The organism is Serratia sp. CoH_134_PS_4, from assembly GCF_058190535.1.
The window spans coordinates 73,135-95,455 of the sequence record NZ_JBXWKI010000006.1 but is presented as its reverse complement, the minus strand read 5'-3'; the positions used below and the strand labels follow the sequence as shown (position 1 = coordinate 95,455).

At 53.7% G+C, this 22,321-nt stretch carries 23 protein-coding genes; 7 read left to right on the top strand and 16 right to left on the bottom strand.

Annotated features, from left to right (window positions below):
- Positions 1 to 17: 17 nt before the first annotated feature.
- Positions 18 to 278, top strand: coding sequence for a YfhL family 4Fe-4S dicluster ferredoxin (locus tag AC2FCQ_RS11645; RefSeq protein ID WP_037422071.1), 261 nt, complete (start codon positions 18 to 20; stop codon positions 276 to 278).
- 65 nt (positions 279 to 343) lie between these two features.
- Here AC2FCQ_RS11645 and acpS read toward each other — a convergent pair whose 3' ends face one another.
- The 7 genes from acpS to lepA form a co-directional block, all read right to left on the bottom strand.
- Entirely contained in the window at positions 344 to 724 is a 381-nt protein-coding gene (gene acpS, locus AC2FCQ_RS11640; RefSeq protein WP_209638448.1) for a holo-ACP synthase, read from the bottom strand.
- Positions 724 to 1,455 carry a pyridoxine 5'-phosphate synthase gene (pdxJ, locus tag AC2FCQ_RS11635; protein ID WP_265556717.1) on the bottom strand — a complete coding sequence of 244 codons (732 nt, stop codon included), beginning with the start codon at positions 1,453 to 1,455 and terminating at the stop codon, positions 724 to 726. Before pdxJ ends, acpS begins: the two co-directional genes overlap by 1 nt.
- Before the next feature lie 74 nt (positions 1,456 to 1,529).
- The gene (gene recO, locus AC2FCQ_RS11630) at positions 1,530 to 2,261 is read right to left on the bottom strand and encodes a DNA repair protein RecO (protein WP_209638452.1); all 732 of its coding nucleotides are present in this window, start codon (positions 2,259 to 2,261) and stop codon (positions 1,530 to 1,532) included.
- An 8-nt stretch (positions 2,262 to 2,269) separates the two neighbouring features.
- A complete protein-coding gene (era, locus tag AC2FCQ_RS11625) occupies positions 2,270 to 3,178 on the bottom strand; it encodes a GTPase Era (RefSeq protein WP_209638454.1) in 909 nt (302 codons plus the stop codon).
- The gene (rnc, locus tag AC2FCQ_RS11620) at positions 3,175 to 3,855 is read right to left on the bottom strand and encodes a ribonuclease III (protein ID WP_037422087.1); all 681 of its coding nucleotides are present in this window, start codon (positions 3,853 to 3,855) and stop codon (positions 3,175 to 3,177) included. The genes era and rnc overlap by 4 nt, the downstream gene beginning before the upstream one ends.
- A gap of 182 nt (positions 3,856 to 4,037) precedes the next feature.
- Positions 4,038 to 5,015, bottom strand: coding sequence for a signal peptidase I (gene lepB, locus AC2FCQ_RS11615; RefSeq protein WP_209638456.1), 978 nt, complete (start codon positions 5,013 to 5,015; stop codon positions 4,038 to 4,040).
- Between the two features lie 32 nt (positions 5,016 to 5,047).
- On the bottom strand, positions 5,048 to 6,847 hold the full coding sequence (gene lepA / locus AC2FCQ_RS11610; RefSeq protein ID WP_209638458.1) for a translation elongation factor 4: 1,800 nt from the start codon (positions 6,845 to 6,847) through the stop codon (positions 5,048 to 5,050).
- A 542-nt stretch (positions 6,848 to 7,389) separates the two neighbouring features.
- Here lepA and AC2FCQ_RS11605 point away from each other — a divergent pair.
- Positions 7,390 to 8,229, top strand: a complete 840-nt coding sequence (locus AC2FCQ_RS11605) for a hypothetical protein (protein ID WP_265556718.1) — start codon at positions 7,390 to 7,392, stop codon at positions 8,227 to 8,229.
- On the opposite strand, the gene rseC is transcribed toward AC2FCQ_RS11605, so the two are convergent.
- The 4 genes from rseC to rpoE are packed head-to-tail and all read right to left on the bottom strand — an operon-like array spanning position 8,226 to position 10,917.
- Positions 8,226 to 8,702 (bottom strand): SoxR-reducing system protein RseC, encoded by a 477-nt coding sequence (gene rseC / locus AC2FCQ_RS11600; RefSeq protein ID WP_265556719.1) that lies wholly within the window; start codon positions 8,700 to 8,702, stop codon positions 8,226 to 8,228. The genes AC2FCQ_RS11605 and rseC overlap by 4 nt on opposite strands.
- Positions 8,702 to 9,658: a sigma-E factor regulatory protein RseB gene (rseB, locus tag AC2FCQ_RS11595; protein WP_037422102.1), complete on the bottom strand. Its 957-nt coding sequence runs from the start codon at positions 9,656 to 9,658 to the stop codon at positions 8,702 to 8,704. The genes rseC and rseB overlap by 1 nt, the downstream gene beginning before the upstream one ends.
- Positions 9,658 to 10,311, bottom strand: a complete 654-nt coding sequence (gene rseA / locus AC2FCQ_RS11590) for an anti-sigma-E factor RseA (RefSeq protein ID WP_037422105.1) — start codon at positions 10,309 to 10,311, stop codon at positions 9,658 to 9,660. Before rseA ends, rseB begins: the two co-directional genes overlap by 1 nt.
- 30 nt (positions 10,312 to 10,341) lie before the next feature.
- The gene (gene rpoE / locus AC2FCQ_RS11585) at positions 10,342 to 10,917 is read right to left on the bottom strand and encodes an RNA polymerase sigma factor RpoE (RefSeq protein WP_012146382.1); all 576 of its coding nucleotides are present in this window, start codon (positions 10,915 to 10,917) and stop codon (positions 10,342 to 10,344) included.
- A 213-nt stretch (positions 10,918 to 11,130) separates the two neighbouring features.
- Between rpoE and nadB the strand changes: the two genes are divergently transcribed.
- A complete protein-coding gene (gene nadB, locus AC2FCQ_RS11580; protein WP_209638563.1) occupies positions 11,131 to 12,732 on the top strand; it encodes an L-aspartate oxidase in 1,602 nt (533 codons plus the stop codon).
- Between the two features lie 39 nt (positions 12,733 to 12,771).
- On the opposite strand, the gene trmN is transcribed toward nadB, so the two are convergent.
- Positions 12,772 to 13,554: a tRNA(1)(Val) (adenine(37)-N(6))-methyltransferase TrmN gene (gene trmN, locus AC2FCQ_RS11575; RefSeq protein ID WP_490308293.1), complete on the bottom strand. Its 783-nt coding sequence runs from the start codon at positions 13,552 to 13,554 to the stop codon at positions 12,772 to 12,774.
- Between the two features lie 99 nt (positions 13,555 to 13,653).
- Between trmN and srmB the strand changes: the two genes are divergently transcribed.
- A complete protein-coding gene (srmB, locus tag AC2FCQ_RS11570) occupies positions 13,654 to 14,979 on the top strand; it encodes an ATP-dependent RNA helicase SrmB (RefSeq protein ID WP_037422118.1) in 1,326 nt (441 codons plus the stop codon).
- Positions 14,980 to 15,039: 60 nt separating this feature from the next.
- On the opposite strand, the gene AC2FCQ_RS11565 is transcribed toward srmB, so the two are convergent.
- The 3 genes from AC2FCQ_RS11565 to grcA form a co-directional block, all read right to left on the bottom strand.
- Positions 15,040 to 15,798: an ankyrin repeat domain-containing protein gene (locus tag AC2FCQ_RS11565; RefSeq protein WP_490308294.1), complete on the bottom strand. Its 759-nt coding sequence runs from the start codon at positions 15,796 to 15,798 to the stop codon at positions 15,040 to 15,042.
- Positions 15,791 to 16,753, bottom strand: a complete 963-nt coding sequence (locus tag AC2FCQ_RS11560) for a Tle-like phospholipase domain-containing protein (RefSeq protein WP_490308295.1) — start codon at positions 16,751 to 16,753, stop codon at positions 15,791 to 15,793. The genes AC2FCQ_RS11565 and AC2FCQ_RS11560 overlap by 8 nt, the downstream gene beginning before the upstream one ends.
- A gap of 195 nt (positions 16,754 to 16,948) precedes the next feature.
- Positions 16,949 to 17,332 (bottom strand): autonomous glycyl radical cofactor GrcA, encoded by a 384-nt coding sequence (grcA, locus tag AC2FCQ_RS11555; RefSeq protein WP_020828267.1) that lies wholly within the window; start codon positions 17,330 to 17,332, stop codon positions 16,949 to 16,951.
- Between the two features lie 344 nt (positions 17,333 to 17,676).
- On the opposite strand from grcA, the gene ung reads away from it, so the two are divergent.
- Positions 17,677 to 18,360: a uracil-DNA glycosylase gene (ung, locus tag AC2FCQ_RS11550; RefSeq protein WP_209638570.1), complete on the top strand. Its 684-nt coding sequence runs from the start codon at positions 17,677 to 17,679 to the stop codon at positions 18,358 to 18,360.
- 52 nt (positions 18,361 to 18,412) lie between these two features.
- Here ung and grpE read toward each other — a convergent pair whose 3' ends face one another.
- Positions 18,413 to 18,985 (bottom strand): nucleotide exchange factor GrpE, encoded by a 573-nt coding sequence (gene grpE / locus AC2FCQ_RS11545; RefSeq protein ID WP_037422128.1) that lies wholly within the window; start codon positions 18,983 to 18,985, stop codon positions 18,413 to 18,415.
- Between the two features lie 124 nt (positions 18,986 to 19,109).
- Here grpE and nadK point away from each other — a divergent pair, with 124 nt between their 5' ends.
- Complete coding sequence (gene nadK, locus AC2FCQ_RS11540; protein ID WP_209638573.1) at positions 19,110 to 19,988, top strand: NAD(+) kinase; 879 nt, start codon at positions 19,110 to 19,112, stop codon at positions 19,986 to 19,988.
- 86 nt (positions 19,989 to 20,074) lie between these two features.
- Positions 20,075 to 21,736: a DNA repair protein RecN gene (gene recN, locus AC2FCQ_RS11535; RefSeq protein WP_265556722.1), complete on the top strand. Its 1,662-nt coding sequence runs from the start codon at positions 20,075 to 20,077 to the stop codon at positions 21,734 to 21,736.
- Positions 21,737 to 22,321 lie beyond the last annotated feature (585 nt).

Genomic DNA, 22,321 nt, shown 5'->3' with positions numbered 1-22,321 from the left:
ACGTTGAGAGATAAGTCATGGCCCTGCTAATTACGCGCAAATGCATCAACTGCGACATGTGCGAGCCGGAATGCCCCAATCAGGCGATTTCGATGGGTGATGATATCTACCAGATTGATACCGATCGCTGCACCGAATGTGTCGGTCATTACGATACGCCCACCTGCCAGCAGGTGTGCCCCATCGACAATACCATTGTCGTTAACCCTCAGCACCGCGAAACCAACGAACAGCTGTGGGACAAGTTTGTGGTGCTGCACCACGCCGAGCAGCTGTAACGGCCCAGGTTCCAGATCGAAAAGGGCGCCAACAGGCGCCCTTTTTTTGTGGCAAAGCCAGGCTGTTATCCTTCGATAATCACCGTGGCGCAGGCATAACGGCGCTCATCGGCCAGCGAAACGTGGATGGATGTCACCCCCATTTCCTGTGCCAATTCGGCAGCACGCGCGTGCAGACGAATATTTGGCTTGCCGAGACCGTCGTTAAAAACTTCAAACTGATTAAACGCCAAGCCATTGCGAATACCGGTACCAAATGCCTTGGCAACGGCCTCTTTCACCGCAAACCTTTTGGCCAGGAAACGCACCGGCTGCTGATGCTGCTGATACAGCGCCCACTCGGCATCGCTCAGCACGCGCCGCGCCAGACGATCGCCGCTGCGCTCGACGACAGCTTCGATACGCGCCATTTCGACAATGTCGGTGCCCAGCCCCAGCACGGCCATTAGCGACGTGCTTCGCGCATCAGCAGTTTCATATCCGCGACGGCAGCAGGTAGACCACACATCACCGCCTGCCCAATAATCGCGTGGCCGATATTCAACTCATGCATTTCCGGCAGTGCCGCGATAGGCTGAACGTTATGGTAAGTCAGGCCATGTCCGGCATTCACCTTCAGGCCTTTTTCTGCCGCGTAAGTTGCAGCAACCGCAATACGATGCAGCTCGGCTTTCACCGCCAGCTCGCCTTCGGCTTCCGCATAAGCGCCGGTATGGATTTCAATGTAAGGAGCCCCTACCGCCACCGCTGCATCGATCTGCCGATGGTCAGGATCGATAAACAGCGATACCAAAATGCCGGCCTGCGCCAGTCGCTCAACTGCAACGGACATTTTGTCCTGTTGTCCGGCAACATCCAGCCCGCCTTCAGTGGTCACTTCTTCACGTTTTTCCGGCACCAGGCAACAAAAATGCGGCTTCAGCTCAATCGCGATATCCAGCATTTCATCCGTCACGGCCATTTCCAGATTCATGCGCGTCTGGATGGTCTGACGCAAAATGCGAACGTCGCGATCGGTAATATGACGGCGATCTTCACGAAGGTGTACCGTGATCCCATCGGCTCCTGCTTGCTCGGCAATAAATGCGGCCTGAACCGGATCCGGGTATTGGGTTCCGCGCGCGTTACGTAACGTGGCGATGTGATCGATATTGACGCCCAGCAGCAAATCAGCCATGACAACCCTCTAAAGAATTGATTTTCAGTGGCCGTAGTTTACACGTGGGGGCTGCGCGGCAAAAGGGGAAAAGGTCAGGCGTCGTCGACCGGGGTATCCGGCTGTTTACGGACGAACTGACGAAATAGTTCACGGCTCTTCAACGGCTTTCCACCCAGATAGGGCTTGAGTGCCATACGCGTGAAACGCTTGGCCGCACGTAATGTCGACACATCAGGGAACTGACGCTCTGCCAACGCACGTAGCTCACGACCGGTAAAGCTGTAATGGTCTACCACCAGACTGGCGATAAAACCTTTTTCTTCGCGGTAACGGTAGGTCATACCCTCATCCACCGGCAACCCGCTGCCGGCGCAATGCAGAAAATCCAGACCGTATCCCAGATGGTTCAACAACGCCAATTCGAACTGACGCAATGCCAGCTCCGGCGAAACCTCTTCAGCCGCCAGCGCCTGCAAACACTGTAAGTAATCGAAGAACAATACCGAGTAGTTGGCTTCTTGTTCTAACACCCGTGACAGCAATTCGTTCACGTACAGGCCGCTGTACAACATCATGCCACTGAGAGGCAAACCCAGGGAAACCGCTTCGGCGTTACGCAGCGTTTTGACTTCGCCACGCCCACCCCAGCGTACCAAGAGAGGAGTAAAGGGTTGCAGGCAACCCTTTAAATTGGAGCGGCGGCTGCGCGCGCCTTTTGCCAGCAAACGCACCCGCCCATGACCTTCCGTGAACATATCCAGCATGAGACTGGTTTCACTGTACGGTCGTCCATGCAGGACGAAAGCGCGCTCCCAGCCGTCCATTGGATAGGTTATTTCAGATCGTCGGTATAGCCCAGGCTACGCAGCGCACGTTCGTCATCCGCCCAGCCCGATTTCACTTTCACCCACAGTTCCAGATGCACTTTGGTTTCAAACATCTGTTCCATATCCTGGCGGGCTTCGATGCCGATCGTTTTGATCTTCGCACCTTTGTTACCGATGACCATTTTCTTCTGGCCTTCACGCTCGACCAGAATCAGACCGTGTACGTTGTAACCACCGCGCTCGTTCGGTACAAACTGTTCGATCTCAACCGTCACAGAGTAAGGCAGTTCCTCACCCAGGAAACGCATCAGCTTTTCACGGATGATTTCCGACGCCATAAAACGCTGGGAACGATCGGTAATGTAATCGTCCGGGAAGTGGTGTTCCGCTTCCGGCAATAACTTGCGTGCAATAGCCGCGATAGTGTCCACGTTCATGCCTTTCTCGGCAGAGATTGGCACCACGTCGAGGAAGTTCATCTGCTGGCTAAGGAACGCGATATGCGGCAACAGTTTGGATTTGTCGGTAACGTTGTCGACCTTGTTGATCGCCAGCAGTACCGGACATTTCAAACTACGCAGCTTATTGACCACCATTTCATCATCAGGGGTCCAGTTAGTTCCTTCCACAACGAAGATCACCAGCTCGACGTCGCCGATTGAGCTGCTGGCTGCGCGGTTCATCAAACGGTTGATGGCGCGTTTTTCTTCGATGTGCAGACCCGGGGTGTCGACGTAAATCGCCTGATAGGCGCCATCGGTGTCGATACCCATGATGCGGTGACGGGTCGTCTGCGGTTTACGCGAGGTGATGGAGACTTTTTGCCCCAACAGTTGGTTCAGCAACGTGGATTTGCCCACGTTGGGACGACCGACTATCGCGATAAAACCACAGTATTGTTTTTCTTCGCTCATTCAAGCTCCAGCTTTTTCAGCGCTTGTTCCGCTGCCGCCTGTTCAGCTTTACGGCGGCTTGAGCCTGTTCCCACGACGGGTTCGCTCAAACCACTCACCTGACAGTGGATAGTAAACTCCTGATCGTGCGCCTCACCGCGAACCTGCACCACCAGATAAGAAGGTAACGGCAGATGACGACCTTGCAAAAACTCCTGTAAACGGGTTTTTGGATCTTTCTGCTTATCACCAGGGCTGATTTCGTCCAACCGGCTGCGATACCAGTCCAAAATCAGTCGTTCAACAGTTTGGATATCGCTATCCAGGAACACGCCGCCAATTAATGCCTCTACCGTGTCCGCCAGGATTGATTCGCGGCGGAACCCACCGCTTTTCAACTCACCCGGGCCCAGACGCAGACATTCTCCCAGATCGAACTCGCGTCCCATCTCCGCCAACGTATTACCACGCACCAGCGTGGCACGCATGCGGCTCATATCGCCCTCGTCTACGCGAGGAAAACGATGGTAGAGCGCGTTGGCGATGACAAAACTAAGAATAGAGTCACCCAGAAACTCAAGACGTTCATTGTGTTTACTGCTGGCGCTACGGTGAGTTAACGCTTGCAGTAAGAGCTCCTGCTGTTGAAAAGTGTAGCCCAGCTTCCGCTGCAGCCTATTTATTACGATGGGGTTCATGAGTTACCAATAGATCAAGAATGCGTCAAAAACTTGCAGCATACGGAACAGGCCTGCTTCGCCGAAAGCCAATCCAAAGCTGTTTCGTTTGCAGTGGCTCCCAACAGGGAGCCAACTTTTTATCGCTCGAGCCGGTATTCTACAACGAGTGGAAATATAATGCTGCGTTAATAGACGCCTGATTAATGAATTCCACCGATGCGGCTAAATCTTACGCCGGTAGGCCATTCGCCTTCCTGCTTTTCAAAACTCATCCAGATAGCCGTGGCTTTACCCACCAGATTTTTCTCCGGTACGAAGCCCCAATAACGGCTGTCAGCGCTGTTGTCGCGGTTATCACCCATCATGAAGTAATGACCCGCAGGCACAACCCACTCCGCCAGCGGTTTACCTGGCTGCTGGTAATAAGCCCCCACCTGATCCTGCGTGCCCGGCACGGTCAGAATATGGTGAGAAACAGTCCCCAGCGTTTCCTGACGCTCACGCAGACGAATGCCACCCTGTGGCACATTGTCGCTCAACGGAATCTGGTAGAAACCGTTGCTGGCTTCGCCCATGCCGCTGCGGCTAAACAGCTGCACAAAATCGCTCGGTTGCGCATCGTTGTATGTCACCGCCAATGCGGTATCGCATGATTGACCGCTATTACACGAAGGCTGGACGGTCACACGCTTATTGACGGGATCGTAACTTACACGGTCGCCCGGCAAGCCAATGACGCGTTTGATATAATCCAGCTTTGGATCCAATGGATATTTAAATACCGCAATATCACCACGCTTCGGATGGCCGGTTTCAATTAGCGTCGTCTGGGTAATAGGATCTTTAATGCCGTAAGCATATTTCTCCACCAGAATAAAATCGCCAATTAACAACGTCGGCATCATTGAGCCCGACGGGATCTGGAAGGGTTCGTAAATAAACGAACGCACCACAAAGACCAACAGCAATACCGGGAAAACGGATGCACCGGTTTCAACCCAGCCTGGCTGCTTCGCCACTTTCGCCAACGTTTTATCGTCTACAGCGCCTGCAGTTTGTGCATTCACCGCCGCAATTTTCGCCCGGCGAGCCGGCGCCCATCTGAAGCGCTCAAAGGCCCAAATGATCCCGGTGACTAACGTTGCCAGTGCCAGGATCAGGGCAAACATATTCGCCATGCAAACTCCCTAGTTACGCGAACTTGTCGCTGTTACTTACTGTCTTTGCCAACGTGCAGAATGGCCAGGAACGCTTCTTGTGGCAACTCAACGTTACCCACCTGCTTCATGCGTTTCTTACCGTCTTTCTGTTTCTGCAGCAGTTTTTTCTTACGGCTAACGTCACCGCCGTAGCATTTTGCCAACACGTTTTTACGCAGCTGTTTCACCGTTGAACGCGCGATGATATGCGTACCGATAGCGGCCTGGATGGCAATATCGAACTGCTGGCGTGGGATCAGCTCTTTCATCTTCTCGACCAGTTCGCGACCGCGATACTGCGCATTGTCACGGTGAGTGATCAACGCCAACGCATCCACACGCTCGTTGTTGATCAGCACGTCGACGCGCACCATGTCGGAGGTCTGGAACCGCTTGAAGTTGTAATCCAGCGACGCATAGCCGCGAGAGGTGGACTTCAGGCGATCGAAGAAGTCGAGCACCACTTCCGCCATCGGGATTTCGTAAGTCAGCGCAACCTGGTTACCGTGATAAACCATGTTGGTCTGCACGCCACGCTTTTCGATACACAGGGTAATCACACTGCCCAGGTATTCCTGCGGCATCAGCATGTGACATTCGGCGATCGGTTCACGCAACTCTTCGATATTATTGAGCGGAGGCAGCTTGGACGGGCTATCAACGTAGATAGTCTCTTTGCTGGTGGTTTCCACTTCATACACTACCGTCGGTGCGGTGGTGATCAGCTCCAGATCGTATTCACGTTCCAGACGTTCCTGGATGATCTCCATGTGCAGCAGGCCAAGGAAGCCACAGCGGAAACCGAAGCCCAGCGCGGTGGAGCTCTCTGGCTCATAGAACAGGGAGGCGTCGTTCAGGCTCAGTTTGCCCAACGCATCACGGAAGGACTCATAGTCGTCAGAGCTGATTGGGAACAGACCCGCGTAAACCTGCGGCTTCACTTTTTTGAAACCTGGCAAGGCTTTGTCTGCCGGCTGACGTGCCAACGTCAGGGTATCGCCTACCGGCGCGCCAAGAATGTCTTTGATAGCACAAACCAACCAGCCTACTTCGCCGCAGTTCAATACGTCACGATCAACACGTTTTGGCGTGAAGATACCCAGACGATCGGCATTATAGGTTTGGCCGGTGCTCATGACCTTGATCTTGTCGCCCTTACGCATGGTGCCGTTCTTGACACGCACCAGGGAAACAACGCCCAGGTAGTTATCGAACCAAGAGTCGATGATCAATGCCTGCAATGGCGCGTCTGGATCGCCTTCTGGCCCTGGGATATCGCGCACCAGACGTTCCAGAACGTCGGGTACACCCACGCCGGTCTTGGCCGAGCAACGCACTGCGTCGGTCGCATCAATACCCACGATGTCTTCAATTTCCTGCGCAGCGCGATCGGGATCGGCAGCCGGCAAGTCAATCTTGTTCAGTACCGGCACCACTTCCAGATTCATATCCAGCGCGGTGTAGCAGTTAGCCAACGTCTGAGCTTCTACGCCCTGCCCGGCATCAACCACCAGCAGTGCACCTTCACAAGCGGCCAGTGAACGAGAAACTTCATAGGAGAAGTCAACGTGCCCTGGCGTGTCGATAAAGTTGAGCTGATAGGTTTGGCCGTCTAGCGCTTTATAGTCCAGCGTCACGCTTTGGGCTTTAATGGTAATGCCACGCTCACGCTCCAGATCCATAGAATCGAGCACCTGCGCAGCCATTTCACGTTCAGTCAAGCCACCGCAAATTTGGATAATACGGTCGGACAGCGTCGACTTACCGTGGTCAATGTGGGCAATAATGGAGAAATTTCGTATATGCTTCATTATAAAAGTTTTTCTGCCTTGGTATTTCTGAATTACTCGCCTATAGAAACCCGCATGGACCTAAAGCGACAGTGAATGGGTTCGGCCGTCTTGCGCCTGAATCGCTGCATTCTACATGTCACAACACTGAAAACCTAGCGATCGGTGCAGTGAAGGCATTCTATTATGTAGACTTTAATGTTACAGAGCGCTCCGGGTTATGAAAGCGGATGTTAACAAAACCCAACGCCGTTATAACGCTAAGTTTCAGCAGCCCATACCGCCTCCCTTCCCTCAGGGGCTATCGTCAGGATCCCGCGTTAATACATAACCGCGAATAACGCAATAAACCCGCTCCTAATTATGGATAAAATAATATCCGTATCAATATCTTAGAATTGTAATTTGACCCAAGGGGTTTAGGAAAAAACCCATATACGCTTCCCAACGGCTTCTATAGAAATGGGGGTGAACACCGCGATAAAACATAATTCAGGGCACTACATCGGCACGCCCAGCGGGGTTCACCAGCATATCTCTGCATGTTGATTGGAAGGTGCACAATGATCGATAAAGGGCAAATGCTGAGCCGGCACGATTTTTCAAAGGTCAATTGGGGCATTCTGGCAGCCGCAGCGCTGCTATTAACCACAGGGGCGGCGCTGATATTGCTGCCTCTACTGAGCAATATGGATGAAAATGCGGTTCTGACCTTACTGCAAACCGGCGCAGCCACTGTTTTACTCGGCTGTATTTTGCTGGCGCTGCGCCACTATCTGCGGCCTGCGCTAACCTATCGCCTGTACGAACAAGGTGTTCGGGTGATTAACGACCATAGCCACAAAGAACGGTTTATCCCCTTTGAAAAAATTGAGGATATTTATCGTTTCCGAGGGGGGCGTCTGTTTGGCGGATTGTTCGATGTGATGGCATTTCGCACCTCAGCCGATCAGCCTTGGTGCCCGGTCTTCAGCAACCTGTCTCATTCCTGGCGGCTGGCGGATACTATTATCAATCAGCAGATCCAGCAACGCGGGCCACAGGCGTTAAATGCCCTCTACCAAGGGGAGGTGCTGTCCTTTCACTACCTCCGCTGCGGGGCGCGTTGGTTGAACCATATGTTTCCTGGTTACCGGAAAGGGCAATCAGCTCAAACGCTACGGCTAAGTGCGACAGCGCTGATCACCTCACAGGGGGCAATTCCGATAGAACAGATACGCGAAATGGAAAATAACCCGCAACGCGGCACCATTCGCCTACTGGATAACCAGGGCAATACATTGTTTACAATAGGTTATTTTTCGCTGATCAGTGCCGATCTGTTTATGGCACTGTTGGAGCACATGATCTACAACCGCATCCCCGCCTACCATAACCCGGCGATGACGCGGCAGCCGTTTTAACGCAGAGGTTCGTTGTCCGTTTGCAGGCGCATAGCCCCAGGCGGTAAACCAATTTGCAGAACGATGGGTTGGTAATTGGCTTGCTCGCCGAGGCGATGCGCCAGGCTGCGCGCCAATATAAAGGCCGCGCCGCCACCAAGCAGTGCGCCAAGCGCGGCTGAAGCATCGGTACCCAACCAATATTGCAGCACACTGCCGCCGAGCATCATACCCAGCAACGGCGTCAAATAAACCAGCATTGCCGAACGCAACAGACTGCCTTCGGCAATGCCCACCTCAACCCGCTGACCCGGCTCGAGTGGTTGCTCGATACGCACTTGCAGTTGGTGTTCGGTTTCCGGCACCAGTTCATTCAATGCACGTGCGCCACAACCTGAGCGGGCGGTGCAACTGCCACATCCTGCTTTCGGCTCACAACGCAGCAGCGCCACACCCTGCTGCCACGAAACCACCGTGGCCCACTCTTTCATCATTATGGTGATACCTTGAAGGAAATACTGTCAGCAATACGTTTGGCCGTCGCTGGCGGCAGTTCGCCAACGATGGTGATCTCGTTGCCGCTGCGCACTTCGGTCTGGATAGTCCGCCGGCCCTGGCGATAATACTGCTGGCCAGCACCGCTGCCCGCGGGACTGACATTGACCGAGAAACTGAACAAGCCATCGCTATATAGCCGCGACTCAACAGGTTCCGACACATTAGGCAATTTACGGCGGTTGCGCGCGACCTCATCAACCCCGGCCGGTAGCCAGCCCGTACTCCACCCCAACTTGATATTCTCTACAGCCGGGAGTGACAGCAACGGCGGCAGGTTAGCCTTGATCAGCCCCTGCATGGCGCTTTGCACTTGCGGCCCAACCACGAACGAAATCACCCGATATTGCTCCAGCGTTTCGCCGTCGCGATCGATCAGATCCACCCGCAGCGGCAGCTTGGTATCTTCGTCCATCCAGACAATATAGCTATAGCGAGAACCATCGCGTGCAACCACGCGGAGGACTTCACAAGGACGGTCGGAAATACGCGTGCTGCCAACGGAGATGAAGTCGTAGTATTTCGCCAGACGGTTGAAATCAGCATAAACAATGGCCGGTAACGCATCGACGATATGATCGCCAGATAACGTAAAGGGTTCCAGACCGGGTTCAAAATAGCTGATCCCACCACCGCGTTGCAGCACTTCGCGACGTGGGCCATCCATATGCAGCAATTGACCAAGAGGCTGCTGGTCGATCACCGCATGACGATAACGCAGCGACTCGATCCCCTGCTTGCTAATGCTGATATAGGCGAGTTCATAATTGAGCGAACGGCTAGCACTGCTCATCTGTTGTAACAACGCCCCGGACGCAGTGGGCTGCGCCGGGGCGATGTTTGAGTAGAGCAGGCTGCCCGTCAATAGACAGACGGAGAACCAAAGTTGCTTCATTACTGCTGTTGCATTCCTAAAGACTGGGTTCCAGGAACCTGGACGGCAGCCTGTTGTGGTGTGCTTTGCTCAAGCTGCAGCTGATCGGAATGCAAACGGCGTTGCAACTCATAATCTTGCAGCATAGCGTTAATGCGTTTACGTTGTTCCTGCACCTGCTGCTGTTGACCGCTGCCGGTTGAGAAACTGTCTGCCGGTACGCCAAGGCTAACCGGTGACGCCTGCCCCATGATCGGCAGGGTATTGAATGCCGGTGATTCAGCGGCACCAGATTGTGCAGCCGGTTGATTGTATTGCTGTACGCCTACAATCACTGCCAGCGACACGCAGGCCGCCATGCCAATCTGTGTGATCTGGCTGGCCCAAGGACGGACTTTGTCCCAGAACGGCATTTTCTGCCAGGTATGTGGCTGCGGCTGAGATTCCGGAACTGCAGAAGGAACCAGGCGTGCCGGTTCTTTCTCTAACGCAGCAGCTACACGATCTGCGATATCGAAATGCATCACTTGTCCGATATCACCCCGTAGTGTGTCACGTATCAGGTGATAGCTCTGCCAGCTTTGTTGAAGCGCTCTGTCTTTAGACAATGAACTCAGCAGCTCATTGTCGAGCGATTCTCCATCCATCAGAGCGGAAAGCTTTTCTTTCTGCATGTCTAAGTACCCTTCCTGTGTCCGCCATTGCTAACGTTGAATCAGCGGTTGAACTTTATTATCGATAGCCTCCCTGGCGCGGAAAATACGCGAACGTACGGTTCCGACCGGGCAATCCATGATGGCAGCTATCTCTTCGTAGCTTAGACCATCCAGCTCCCTCAGGGTAATCGCCATGCGAAGATCCTCAGGGAGAGACTCAATGGTACGGAAAACTATCTGTCTCAGCTCTTCTGACAACATTAAGTTCTCAGGGTTCGAAATTTCTTTTAGTGCGCCCGCACTTTCGTAATTTTCGGCGTCATTGGCATCCACATCGCTCGATGGCGGACGACGACCTTGAGCAACCAAATAATTCTTTGCCGTATTCACAGCAATTCGATACAACCAGGTATAGAAAGCGCTATCCCCACGGAACGATTCCAGTGCGCGATAGGCTTTAATAAACGACTCCTGCACCACATCAGGCACATCGCCTTGTGGCACATACCGGGAAACGAGGCTCGCAACTTTGTGCTGGTAACGAATTACCAGTAAGTTAAACGACTTCTGATCGCCCTTTTGGACCCGCTCAACCAGAACTTGATCCGTTAACTGCTCGCTCATCCGAGGTAAACTCTCCCCAAATCCGTCTCCACGCGTAAAATTGTACTGCCAGCCATACATGATTTTCCTGAGCAAGCACTCGCTTGGAGTTCATACAGAACACGAAGTTCCGTATTGCCATTGTTTTTTATGTTGATGTCACCCATCCGTGGCTTTTGCCCGGACAATTAGGCTAACATGAATTTCACTCTTCTTCTGCACACATCATACGTTATGCAACCATCATCTGAACATGTTAGCGATGTACTGATTGTCGGCAGCGGCGCTGCAGGCCTGTCATTGGCGTTGCGTCTGGCGCAGCATTGCAAGGTTACCGTACTCAGCAAGGGGCCTCTCAACGAAGGCGCCACATTTTATGCCCAAGGCGGGATCGCCGCGGTTTTCGATGAAACGGACAGCATTGCCTCACACGTTGATGACACTTTGATTGCCGGAGCCGGCCTGTGTGACAAAGACGCCGTTGAGTTTATCGCCGGCAATGCGCGCCACTGCGTGCAATGGTTGATCGATCAGGGCGTCTTGTTCGACACTGAAATCAACGCTCAGGGCGAAGAACATTACCACCTGACACGAGAAGGTGGACATAGCCACCGCCGTATTCTGCATGCCGCCGACGCCACAGGTAAAGAAGTAGAGACCACCCTGGTAGGGAAAGCAAGCAACCACCCGAATATTTGCGTGATGGAACGCCGCAATGCGGTTGATCTGATCACATCAAACAAAATTGGCCTACCAGGCACGCGCCGGGTTGTCGGTGCCTATGTCTGGAACCGTGAATTGGAACAGGTAGAAACCTACCGCGCCAAGACGGTCGTGCTGGCTACCGGCGGTGCCGCCAAGGTGTACCAGTACACCACCAACCCGGATATTTCTTCTGGCGACGGCATTGCCATGGCCTGGCGCGCAGGTTGCCGGGTCGCCAACCTGGAATTTAACCAGTTCCACCCAACCTGCCTGTTCCATCCGCAGGCACGCAACTTCCTGCTGACCGAAGCATTGCGCGGTGAAGGTGCCTACCTCAAGCGCCCGGACGGCAGCCGCTTCATGCCCGATTTTGACCCACGGGGCGAACTGGCACCGCGTGACATCGTTGCGCGCGCCATCGATCACGAGATGAAACGTCTGGGTGCCGACTGCATGTATTTGGACATCAGCCATAAACCGGCTGAATTCATTACTCAGCATTTCCCAATGATCCATGAAAAACTGCTGACGCTGGGCTTCGATCTCACCACACAACCGATCCCCATCGTCCCTGCTGCGCACTACACCTGTGGCGGCGTTATGGTTGATCAGCACGGCCGTACCGATCTTGACGGGTTGTATGCCATTGGAGAAGTCAGCTACACCGGTCTGCACGGTGCTAACCGTATGGCGTCCAACTCCTTGCTGGAATGCCTGGTCTATGGTTGGTCCGCGGCGGAGGACATCAAGATGCGTCTGCCGTTTATCACGTTGGCGAAGCAACTCCCCCAGTGGGATGAAAGCCGCGTAGACGATGCCGATGAACGGGTCGTGATCCAACACAACTGGCATGAGCTGCGGCTGTTTATGTGGGACTACGTGGGGATTGTGCGCACGACCAAACGCCTGGAGCGCGCACTGCGCCGTATCAATACGCTGCAGGCGGAAATTGACGAGTACTACGCAAACTTCCGCATCTCCAACAATTTGCTGGAACTGCGGAATTTGGTGCAGGTGGCGGAATTGATCGTCCGCAGCGCCATGGAACGCAAAGAAAGCCGCGGGCTGCACTATACGCTGGACTACCCGGATCTGCTGCCGGAAGCGCTACCGACCATCCTGCAACCCTAATAGTTTTACCAGGGCGCCCGAAATGGCGCCCTTTTCATTTCAGTAAAACAGATAAAAATCAGTTATCAGACGGCGGAAATCATCCGTATAGCTGCCATCAGCCAGTTTAATTGCCAGCTTCTGCTCTACATTTGCATCCGTCGGCTGACGCGTCAGGGCCAACAATACCCGGTGTAACGGCGTATCTGCGCGATCGCTGACATTCAGCCGCTGCGCAGTGTACCAACCACGCTCATGCGCATTGGTTTCGAAAGCTTCACCAATATCATGCGGCAACACCACGCAAAAAACCCCGCTCGGCGCGAGCAACTGTTCTGCACTGGCCAACAAGGCATCGTGGGTCAGGGTTTCCGTATAACGTGCATTGTGGCGTGCCTGATCGCGGCAGGCGACCGCCGGCTCAAAATACGGCGGATTGCTGACGATCAAATCGTATTCACCGGCATGATGCTGCGCGAAATCGTGAATGTCTTGCGCATGCACCTCAATACGCGGCGACCACGGTGACGCCAAAACGTTATCACGTGCCTGACCCGCAGCCGCCTCATCAAGCTCGACCGCGTCGATCAGCACGCTGTCGCTTGAACGTTGCGCCAGCATCAGCGCAATTAATCCGCTGCCACTGCCGATATCCAGCACTCGCTGTGCCTGTGCCAACGGCGCCCATGCCCCCAGCAGCACACCGTCCGTGCCCACTTTCATTGCGCAGCGATCGTGAGCAACAAAAAATTGTTTAAAGGTAAAGCCACCGCGACGTGGCGTAAAATTCGCTTTCGATTGAGTGCTCACAATAACCACCTGGATACAAAACTGGCGTAGCATAAGGCAATCTGATTTTTGGGAAAAGAGATGCTTTCCGCTTAAATAGGTGAAGAAAGCGGCCAACCCGTCTATAATCGGCGCCCCAAGTAGAGGTAGACCATGACAGTAACCAATTTTTCCGAGCTCGAACTCGATGAACGCCTGATAAACGCCCTGCGCGATAAAGGCTACGAACGCCCAACCGCCATTCAAGCCGAGGCGATCCCGCCTGCGATGGATGGGCGCGACGTATTGGGTTCGGCGCCAACCGGCACCGGCAAGACCGCCGCATTTTTGCTGCCGGTATTGCAGCATCTGCTCGACTTCCCACGCAAGAAGTCCGGGCCACCGCGCGTACTGATCCTCACCCCGACGCGCGAGCTGGCGATGCAGGTAGCCGATCAGGCACGTGAACTGGCTGCTCATACTTCGCTGGATATCGCCACCATTACTGGCGGCGTCGCGTACATGAACCACGCGGAAGTCTTCAGCGAAAACCAGGACGTGGTCGTCGCCACCACTGGTCGTCTGCTGCAATACATTAAAGAAGAAAACTTTGACTGCCGCGCAGTAGAGACACTGATCCTCGATGAAGCCGACCGCATGCTCGACATGGGCTTCGCACAGGACATCGAAACGATCTCTGCCGAGACGCGCTGGCGTAACCAGACGTTGCTGTTCTCCGCAACGTTGGAAGGCGATGCTATCCGCGAATTCGCCGAGCGCATTCTGAAAGAGCCGGTAGAAGTCGAAGCGGATCCATCACGCCGCGAACGCAAAAAGATCCTGCAGTGGTACTACCGTGCCGACGACGTGCAGCATAAAACCGCCCTGTTGGTGCATTTGCTGCAACAACCGGACGTACAGAAATCCGTTATCTTCGTGCGTAAACGTGAACGTGTACATGAGCTGGCGGCCTGGCTGCGCGAGGCGGGTATCAATACCTGCTACCTCGAAGGCGAAATGGTGCAGGCCAAGCGTAACGAAGCGGTAAAACGCATGATGGATGGCCGCGTCAACGTGCTGGTTGCGACCGACGTTGCTGCCCGTGGTCTGGATATCCTGGATATCACCCACGTGTTCAACTTCGATATGCCGCGCACCGCAGACACCTACCTGCACCGCATTGGCCGTACCGGTCGTGCCGGGCGCAAGGGGACGGCAATCTCGCTGGTTGAAGCACATGACCACCTGCTGCTGGGCAAAGTCGGGCGTTACCTGAACGAGCCATTGAAAGCACGGGTCATCGAAGAGCTGCGACCGTCGACCAAAGTGCCAAGCGAGAAAAGCAACGGCAAGCCGTCGAAGAAGGTGATTGCCAAACGTGCCGCCGACAAAGAGAAGAACAAAGAAAAAGCCAAGGTAAAAGTGCGTCATCGCGATGCGAAAAACGTCGGCAAACGCCGCCAGCCAAAGGCCAAACCTGAAGACAACGGCGCGAAGTAATGCCGTCGCTGTAAATAAAAACCGCCTCCAGTTATCTGAAGGCGGTTTTTTTATGCCCGTTTATAGCTGCGTGTAATGCGTTGCCTGCTGATGGGCTTTCAGCCACGTATTCAGTTGATGATAACGATCGCGCATTTCCTCATTCTGCAATGCCGTCGGCGTCTGCGAGAAATAGAACTGGAAACTCATCCCTTGCTGATTACGGGCTTTGGCATCCGCCCCTGCCTGCAACAGCATCAGCGCCAATTGCGGTGCATTGATTTTTGCCGCTACGTGCAAAGGAGTATCCCCTAGCCGATCGCTTAGCGTGACATCCGCACCGGACACCAGCAACAGTCGCAGTTGCTCCTCCCTTCCCGCCAATACCGCAACGGCCAATGGCGTGGCCCCGGTTACCGCATGACGTAGGTTAACCGGCACACCACAAGCCAACAGCAAGCGCAGATACTGTGGGTCTTGCACTGCCGCAGCCGTATGCAATGCGCTGTTTCCATCCAAACCCGGGGTAGAAGCATCCGCCCCCAGCGCCAACAACGCGCTTAGGCTTTGCGGTTGTTGTGACAGTATTGCCCACTGCAACAGGGTGACCTGATGATCGCCCTGCCCATGCAAACGCGCCTGCGTTGCCTGTTCAGCAATACCCTTTACATCGCCACGTGCGACGGCCTGAGCCAATGCCGCATTGCTGTGCCCGTTGAACGGGGTCATATCCTGATTCATCTGTTGTCCCTTAGCCATCATCAGTAAACCGACAATCGCGATCAGCGCCAGTATGGCAATCATCACCGCCTGCCACCATGCCCGCCGCCCGTCAGGCATTGGCTTTGGTCTCCCATGGCTTTTGCTCCGCCATCGAACTGATGACCTTGTCGATACCGTGCGCCGTCAGGCTGCGATCGACATGTTTGCTCGGTCGCCAGTCGTCAATACCGCTTAAGGTGTCGTTATTGGCCAGCGTGATTTTATGTCCTATGGCATCAGGGATTAGCGAAGTGGATTCCTGTGCCCCGGTCAGCATGTCATATTGTTCGCTATAACGACGGATCCCGCCGGCTTGCGCATCCTGTTTTGCTGCAGCTGGATCAATCCCCATACGGTTCAACGTGTAATCGGACACTCCCGCAGCGTTAAAGGTAACCGCCACCGTGCCCGTCGCCAGCGCCGCCGTTGCCGCAAGGCCACCACCCAGTGAATGGCCGGCAATGACCAACGCATCGCCAAACGCCGCCTTGGCACTCTTAGCGACCGCGACGGCCTGATTGTACTGCACATCATCATACCCCGTCGCTTGGCGTACATTGCTCAGCCAGTCGCGCATATCATTGGTGCCCGCAAAGGCCAATACGTACTGTTGATTGTCACTGTAGATCCCAGCCTGAAAACCCGATGCTGTGTCATGCAGGCTGGCAGGATCAATACCCGCGCCGAGCAAGGCGCTGTCGCTCAAGCGGCTGAACCCGTCAACACCCTGGCTAGTGGTGCTGTAAACGTCTTTGGCCAACAGCGCTAGCGTGTAATCCCCTTGTTGCGATTGCTGACCACGCGTCACGCCCGAATGCGCTGCAGCCGGCGCCGTTACCGACATGTCGCTCACCAGCGTATTCAGTAGATTCTGTGCATTTACAGTGTGCGACGACAATGTGGTCGCGGGGGCGTTTACCGGGGCGGATTCAACAGGTTGGGGAGCATTCAGCGGTTCCTGTGCCGTGCGTGTTGGCGGGAGCTGAATAGCCGAGGGACTGACCGCAGAGGTAAAGCTCAAAGACATACTCATGCCGACTCCTTGTCGATAGACTTATTAATTAGCGCACCTTATGTGTGCTGTTGTAGCTATCGGCAGGTCGGAGCAGTTCTGTAATGCAGGCGGTTATCTTTGCAAGGAATGTGATCCGGATTCACTTTCTGTCCAGTTTCGACCATCACATAAAAAAAAAGGGAGCCGAAGCTCCCTTGTAAACAATACGGGTAATTACAGGCTTTCTGTAAAGGTACGTGTAATCACGTCACGCTGCTGTTCTGGCGTCAACGAGTTGAAACGCACCGCATAGCCAGACACACGAATGGTCAATTGCGGGTATTTTTCTGGGTGCTTCACCGCATCTTCCAGCGTTTCGCGGCGCAGTACGTTTACGTTCAGGTGCTGACCGCCTTCTACACGCACGGTAGATTGCATTTCCAGCGGCACTTCACGGTACTCGATCTGGCCCAATTCGCTGACCGGTACAACCTGGTCTTCCGCATAGTTCGCTTTAGCGCAAACACAGCGAGCTTCTGATGTTTCATCGTCCAGCAGCCAGAAAGAGTTCACCAGCGCCTGGTCGTTTGCTTTAGTAATTTGAATACCAGTAATCATTTTGTTGCCTCCGTACAAGGGCGAAAAATTCTACGTCGAAAAAACCCAATGTTGGTTTCGGCCATTTGGTAAAACCATTGTTGTCTTGTTGTTCTGTATACCAGCCTGGAGTAGGCAATTCTTTGATTTAAGTCAATTTTTACGGGGTACCCACAGGGCACAAGTGGGCAAGTTTATGTTTTATGTCAATTTTCCCCATAAAGCGCACCGCAATTATTTTTGTGAATTTTCAAAAATTTTTGCATTCAACTCAGTAACGTAAAAATAAAAGCGGGTTTCACTGTGTGAAGCTAAACGGTAAGCTATGCCCAGTGAATTGTTAACGAAAACAAAGGAGAGCGTTTATGTCCACCTCCCTCACCTGGCATGACGTCATCGGCAAGGAGAAAGAGCAGCCCTATTTTCATGAAACGCTTGCCTTTGTTGCTGCTGAACGCCAGGCCGGTAAGACCATTTACCCACCGCAAAAAGATGTGTTCAACGCGTTCCGTTTTACCGAACTGGCGGACGTGAAGGTGGTGATTCTCGGTCAGGATCCCTATCACGGCCCGAATCAGGCACACGGCTTGTCTTTCTCCGTACTGCCCGGCGTTCCCGCCCCTCCTTCGTTAGTGAACATGTATAAAGAACTGGCGACGGATATCCCTGGTTTTGAACGCCCTAATCATGGCTGCCTGCAAAGCTGGGCGGAACAGGGAGTGCTGCTGCTGAATACGGTATTAACCGTGGAAGGTGGCCAGGCGCACTCCCACGCCAAGCTTGGTTGGGAAACCTTTACCGACAGAGTGATTGCGGCGTTGAACGAAAACCGCGAAGGCGTGATATTCCTGCTGTGGGGCTCGCATGCCCAGAAGAAAGGCAACTTTATCGATCGTAACCGCCACCATGTGTTGAAAGCGCCACACCCTTCACCGCTGTCCGCCCATCGCGGTTTTCTCGGCTGTCACCACTTTTCGCAAACCAACCAATTGTTGGAGCAGCAGGGGTTAAAACCTATCGACTGGATGCCCCGACTGCCACAGGCATAACACCAGATGCACAAAAGGCACCCGAGGGTGCCTTTTCTTTACTTAATTTCGCTTAAGCCTTGGCTTTGGAAACCGCAACCATCGCTGGGCGCAACAAACGGCCATTCAGCGTATAGCCTTTCTGCATCACCATCATGACATGGTTTGGCTGGTGATCGGCTGATTCCATCAGGCTCATGGCCTGGTGCACGTCCGGGTTGAACGGCACGTTAATGTCACCAACAATTTCGATCCCGTACTTACGCACGACGTCCTGCAGGGACTTCAGCGTCAGTTCGATACCTTCGATCATCGCTGTCAGTTCCGGATTGTTTTTATCCGCCATTTCCAGCGCGCGTTCCAGGTTATCAAGCACTGGCAACAGATCGCCGGAGAATTTCTCCAGCGCAAATTTGTGCGCTTTTTCGATATCCAGTTCAGTACGGCGACGAACATTTTCCATCTCCGCTTTGGCACGCAGCAGGCTGTCGCGTTCATGCTGCTGGGATTCGGCCAGTTGAGCTTCCAGCTCAGCAATGCGCTCATCCCGCAGATCGACGCCCTCAGCCGCTTCCGGCAGGGCTTCCTGCTGTTCCATTTCTTCCGAGACTTGCTCGTTTGGCGTCTTCTGTTCTTTACTACTCATGAATATCTCCGCGTTTTAGCATTAATCTCGCAACTTGGCTTATTATGGGGATCAAAACCGGGGTTTCAAGTCAACCGGTCACAATGTGGGGCATAAACTGGTCCCGGTGAGGAAAATCACAACAATGAATAAAAAATTCGGCTGTATTGGCATTGTTGGCCACCCGCGTCACCCTTCGGCGCTGGCAACGCATGAGATGTTATTTCACTGGCTGGTTGCCCGAGGCTATTCAGTGATGGTTGAACGGCAGATTGCCCAGGATTTGGGGCTAAAAGACGCCGTAACCGGTAGCCTGGCCGATATTGGCCAAAAGGCCGATTTGGCCGTGGTCGTTGGCGGCGACGGCAATATGCTTGGCGCTGCGCGCGTATTGGCCCGTTACGATATTAAAGTGATCGGTGTTAACCGCGGCAATCTCGGTTTCCTGACCGATCTCGATCCCGATAACGCATTGCAGCAACTGGCCGACGTGCTGGAAGGCGAGTACATCGATGAACAGCGCTTCCTGCTGGAAACCATCGTGCACAAAGAGAACCAACAGTGCCGTATCAGCACCGCCATCAACGAAGTGGTACTGCACCCCGGTAAAGTGGCGCACATGATTGAGTTCGAAGTGTATATCGACGATCGCTTTGCCTTCTCGCAACGTTCCGATGGCCTGATTATCGCTACGCCGACCGGTTCGACCGCCTACTCGCTTTCCGCCGGTGGGCCGATCCTGACGCCGTCGCTGGAGGCCATTGCGCTGGTGCCGATGTTCCCGCACACCCTTTCGGCCCGCCCGCTGGTGATCAACGGCAACAGCACTATCCGATTGAAGTTTTCACAAATTGGTAGCGATCTGGAAATCAGTTGCGACAGTCAAATCGCGCTGCCTATTCAGGAAGGTGAAGAGGTTTTGATACGCCGTAGTGATTTCCATTTGAATCTTATTCATCCGAAGGACTACAGCTATTTCAATACGTTAAGCACCAAGCTCGGTTGGTCAAAAAAATTATTCTAAAAATTGCGCCAGCCTCTTTACTGTATATAAAACCAGTTTATACTGTATGAAACTACAGTTATGTGTTTATACACAGGAAGGTTCCCATGCTGGCGCAATTGACCATCAGCAATTTTGCTATCGTTCGTGAGTTGGAAATAGATTTTCAACCGGGTATGACTGCGATTACCGGTGAAACCGGCGCCGGTAAATCGATCGCCATCGACGCGCTGGGGCTATGCCTCGGTAACCGTGCCGACGGTAACGTCGTTCGCTTGGGAGCCACCCGTGCCGATATCTGTGCTCGCTTTTCGCTGGCAGACACCCCGTCCGCCCGCCAATGGCTAGAGCAAAATCAATTAGACGACAGTAATGAGTGCCTGCTGCGCCGGGTGATCAATGCAGATGGCCGCTCACGCGGTTTTATCAATGGCACTGCCGTCCCCCTTTCGCAACTGCGCGAACTCGGTCAGCGTTTGATTCAAATCCACGGCCAGCATGCTCATCAATTACTGCTCAAGCCCGAGCATCAAAAACAACTGCTCGACGCCTATGCCGACGAACCTGCTCTGCTGATCCAGATGCAGCAGGCTTATCAGCGGTGGCACCAAAGCTGCCGCGAACTGGCTCACCATCAGCAACAATCCATCGAGCGTGATGCACGTAAACAGCTGCTGCAATACCAATTAAAAGAGCTGAACGAGTTTGCACCGCAGGCGGGCGAATTTGAACAAATCGATTCTGAGTTCAAACGCCTGGCCAATAGCGGCCAGTTGTTGACGATCAGCCAGCAAACGCTGCAATTACTGGCCGATGACGAAGAAAACAACATGCTGAGCCAGCTTTATACCGCCAAACATTTGCTGGTTGAGTTGATCGGGATGGATGAAAAGCTAAGCGGTCTGCTGGACATGCTGGAAGAGGCTTCAATCCAAATCAGTGAGGCCAGTGATGAACTGCGCCATTATGCCGATCGCATGGATTTGGATCCGAACCGCCTGCAAGAACTGGAGCAACGCCTGTCGCGGCAAATTAATCTGTCACGTAAGCATCGCGTGGCACCAGAAGAGCTGCCTCAATTGCACCAACAGATGCTGGATGAGCAACAACTGCTATCACAGCAAGAAAACGATCACGAACACCTGAACGAAGCAGTCACGCAGCACCATCAGCACGCCCTGCTGTTGGCAGAGCAATTGCACCAAAAGCGCCAGCATTATGCCGCCGAACTGACCACGTTGATTACTGACAGCATGCAGGCGCTCTCTATGCCGCACGGTAAATTCAATATTGATGTGCGCTTTGAGCCGCAATATTTGAGTGCGGAAGGTGCAACGCGCACCGAGTTTTGTGTATCCACCAACCCAGGCCAACCGCTACAGGCATTAGCGAAAGTAGCCTCTGGTGGCGAGTTGTCCCGTATCGCATTGGCGATCCAAGTTATCACGGCGCGCAAAATGGAAACGCCAGCACTGATTTTCGACGAAGTGGACGTCGGTATCAGTGGCCCAACCGCCGCCATTGTTGGTCGCCTGCTTCGCCAGTTAGGCGAGTCCACGCAGGTTATGTGCGTCACTCACCTGCCACAAGTCGCAGGCTGCGGTCATCAGCATCTATTTGTCAGCAAGCAGACCGACGGCACAGAAACCGAAACACAGATGTCGCCATTGGATAAACGAGCTCGTTTACAGGAATTGGCACGCCTTCTTGGTGGCAGTGAAGTCACCCGGAACACGCTGGCAAATGCAAAAGAACTGCTTGCTGCATAAAAAAGCTCAACTTTTTTACTTTCTTGAGGTCTGACTTTGGCGCTGTTTGCCCGACAGACCTCAAATTGTAGCAACGTCACAATTAAGCCCCCTCCGGGAACTTAGTCACCCTCAGTGACTGAGGTCAACGAGGGTAGCCAACACAGCGACAATTTGAAGGATCACGGGTATACCCAATAGATTTCACGTTGCAGCAAGGCGGCAACCAAGGGAATCCCCGGGAGCTTAGTTAACTAAGTGACTGGGGTGAACGAGGGCAGCCAACACCGCGACAACGTGAAGGATCACGGGTATACCCAATAGATTTCACGTTGTAGCAAGGCGGCAACCAAGGGAACCCCCGGAAGCTTAGTCACCTCAGTGGCTGGGATAAACGAGGGTAGCCAACGCCGCGACAACGTGAAGGATCACGGGTATACCCAATAGATTTCACGTTGTAGCAAGGTGGCAACCAAGGGAACCCCCGGGAGCTTAGTCACCTCAGTGGCTGGGATAAACGAGGGTAGCCAACACCGCGACAACTTGAAGGATCACGGGTATACCCAATAGATTTCACGTTGTAGCAAGGCGGCAACCAAGGGAATC